The following is a 2,589-nucleotide window of genomic DNA, read 5'->3' on the forward strand; positions in this document are numbered from 1 at the left end:
ACCCACTTGCTCCATGAGCGCGGCCACGCCCAGCACCAGCAGCAAGGCAAAGCCGGTGAAGAGTTCGCGCACCCGCAACCGGGCGATGTTGCGCATCAGCGGGTAGGCCACATAGCGGCCAAACACCACCACGCCCAGCACGGCGGCCAGTTGCAGCAGCGGGCCGCTGCCGTGGCTGGTGGATGCGGTCTCTGCACCACTGACGCCGCTGGCACCGAGCAGGGCGGCCAGGCCGAGCAGAGGAATGGCGGCGATGTCCTGGTAGAGCAGCATGGAAAAGCCGTTCTTGCCCACCGGCAAGGCCATGAGGTTGCGCTCTTGCAAAATGCCCACCACGATGGCGGTGCTGGAAAGCGCCAGCGCCAAGCTGCCCACCAGGGCCGATTGCCAGCGCCAGCCCATGGCCAGGCCGAGCGGAAACAGCAGGGCGGCGCAGAGCAGCATTTGCAGCGTGCCGCCGCCGAACACGGCCAGGCGCATGGCCCACAGGCGCTTGGGCTCCAGCTCCAGGCCGATGACGAACAGCATCAGCACCACACCGAGTTCGGACACGTGCAGGATGGCCGTGGGGTCGGACACCAGACCCAGGCCCACCGGACCGATCACCATGCCGGCCACCAGATAACCCAGCACCGAACCCAGGCCCAGGCGCACCGCCAGCGGCACAAAGACCAGGGCCGCCAGCAAGAACAGAATCGCCTGGATCATGCCGCCGCCCCCCGGGCCGCTAGCTGTGCCTGGCCCTGGTGTTGCCGCAGTTGTTGCAGCAGGGCTTCGCGCGTGGCGCGCCGGGTATCGGCGTCGGCGGCGTGGCCGGCGTGCACCACGAAGGGGGGTAACCATTGCATGCCGCAATAGCGCGCCATGTGTTCCACCGGGGCGATGAAATCGGCAAAAGGCCGCCCGTGGGAGCCGCCCACCGAATAGGCCGGCACCGCGCCGCCGGCGCTGGCCACCCACCAGGCCCGTTTGCCTTGCAGGGCGTTGCCGCCGCGCCCATAGGCCCAGCCGTGGGCCAGCACCTGATCGAACCAGTGTTTCATGAGGGCGGGCACGCTGTACCAGTGCACCGGCGCGAGCCAGATCACCAGGTCGGCTTGTTCCAGCGCCTGCTGCTCGCTGGAGACGTCGATGTCAAAGTCCGGATACAGCTCGTAGAGCGCGCGCACCGACAGCTCGTCCACCGATTCGAGCGTGCGGCGCAGCTCTTGCGTGACGATGGAATGGCCGGGGCGGGGGTGGGCGTGGATCACCAGGGTGCTGGACATGGCTTGAAGCGGGGATGAGGAAAAGGCTGGGCTGGCCGGTGGGGTGTTTGGGCGCACGATAGCACCGTGCCGCTGCGCCATCTGGTGGGCGGGCTACTGGCCGAAGCGGGGGCCGTCTTTCAGAAAGTCTTCTTCTTCCGCCGTGTTGGTGCGGCCCAGTGCCGCGTTGCGGTAAGGAAAGCGGCCGTAGCGGGCGATGATGTCGCGGTGCTGGTAGGCAAAACGCAGATTGCCCGCCAGGGTGTCGCGCAGCTCGGGCGTGGCGTCTTCGAGCAAGCGGGTGAAGCGTTGCAGACACTCGTCTTGCAGCCCAGGGGCTTCGGCGTGCATCAGCGGCATGTAGAGAAACACCCGGGCCACGCGGGGCAGGTCCGCGTCCTGGCCCAGGGCCAGGGTTTGCAGCACCAGTTGTTGCGCTCTGGCGTCGCCCGAAAACGCCAGCGCCTGCCCGCGGTACACGTTGCGGGTGAACTGGTCGAGCAAGATGATGAGCGCGAGCCGGGTCAGAGGATCGGATTCCCAGCTTTGTAAACCGCCTTTGAGCGCGGCTTTCACCAGCGAGCCAAAGCGCTGTTGGATCTGTGTGTCCTGCGCCGCGTCGCCGCCAAACCAGCGGGGGTTCAGGTTCTGGCTCGGCCAGTCGTTCTGCAAGCCGTCGTCGAACCAGTAGTCGAGCACGTCTTGGGCGTTGGGGAGTTGGTCCGATCGGGTGTTCATGGTGTGGCGGGGTCGTGGTTACGTTTGGCTACGCCTTTCACCGGGCGTACAGCACAGGTTACAGCGAAATTGTCTGTAATACGCCCATGGGGCAAGGTCTTGCTTCTTTTGAAAGGCAAACAATGAACACAACAGCATGGCGCCGGGGCTCGGCATGGGCACGTGGACTGGCCGTGGTGGCGCTGGCGGCTGGCGCATGGGCGTTTAGCACCGTGGCCACCCAGGCACGTGCGGGCGATGTGTATTGGTCGGTGGGCGTGCATTCGCCCGGCGTGGCGGTGGGGGTTTCCAACGCGCCGCCGGTGGTGGTGCGGCCCCGCCCGGTGGTGGTGTACCAGGAACCCGTGTACCAGGAGCGGGTGGTGGTTTACGAGCAGCGCCCACGCGTGATCCAGCGCGAGGTGGTGGTGGTGCGGGGCCCTGTGGTGCACACCGGCTGGGACTACGGTCCGCGCTGGGACGACCGCCGCTACGACAAGAAAAAGTGGAAAAAACACCACCGTGGGCACGGCCATGGTCGCGGTGACTGGGACGACTGATCGCTCTGAAGACCCAAGGGCCGCTGCCGGGCCCAAGGCAGGCATGACTTGTGAGGCTCGACGAC

At 66.6% G+C, this 2,589-nt stretch carries 4 protein-coding genes; 1 reads left to right on the forward strand and 3 read right to left on the reverse strand.

Going from position 1 to position 2,589, the window contains the following annotated elements; translation table 11 throughout:
* From ABYB95_RS21225 to ABYB95_RS21235, 3 genes are all read right to left on the reverse strand, one after another.
* On the reverse strand, positions 1 to 708 hold a 708-nt coding region (locus ABYB95_RS21225), incomplete at its 3' end, for a cation:proton antiporter (RefSeq protein ID WP_372661595.1).
* Positions 705 to 1,268, reverse strand: coding sequence for an NAD(P)H-dependent oxidoreductase (locus tag ABYB95_RS21230; protein ID WP_372661598.1), 564 nt, complete (start codon positions 1,266 to 1,268; stop codon positions 705 to 707). The genes ABYB95_RS21225 and ABYB95_RS21230, both read right to left, overlap by 4 nt.
* 93 nt (positions 1,269 to 1,361) lie before the next feature.
* A complete protein-coding gene (locus ABYB95_RS21235; RefSeq protein WP_372661601.1) occupies positions 1,362 to 1,985 on the reverse strand; it encodes a DUF924 family protein in 624 nt (207 codons plus the stop codon).
* A gap of 122 nt (positions 1,986 to 2,107) precedes the next feature.
* Between ABYB95_RS21235 and ABYB95_RS21240 the strand changes: the two genes are divergently transcribed.
* The gene (locus tag ABYB95_RS21240) at positions 2,108 to 2,524 is read left to right on the forward strand and encodes a hypothetical protein (RefSeq protein ID WP_372661604.1); all 417 of its coding nucleotides are present in this window, start codon (positions 2,108 to 2,110) and stop codon (positions 2,522 to 2,524) included.
* The last annotated feature ends 65 nt before the right edge of the window (positions 2,525 to 2,589 follow it).

The organism is Hydrogenophaga sp., from assembly GCF_041633695.1.
Lineage (GTDB): Bacteria > Pseudomonadota > Gammaproteobacteria > Burkholderiales > Burkholderiaceae_C > Hydrogenophaga.

Coding starts and splice junctions, on each gene's coding strand:
- ABYB95_RS21230 (WP_372661598.1), bottom strand. CDS start 1,268: ATGTCCAGCACCCTGGTGATCCACGCCCACCCCCGCCCCGGCCATTCC.
- ABYB95_RS21235 (WP_372661601.1), bottom strand. CDS start 1,985: ATGAACACCCGATCGGACCAACTCCCCAACGCCCAAGACGTGCTCGAC.
- ABYB95_RS21240 (WP_372661604.1), top strand. CDS start 2,108: ATGAACACAACAGCATGGCGCCGGGGCTCGGCATGGGCACGTGGACTG.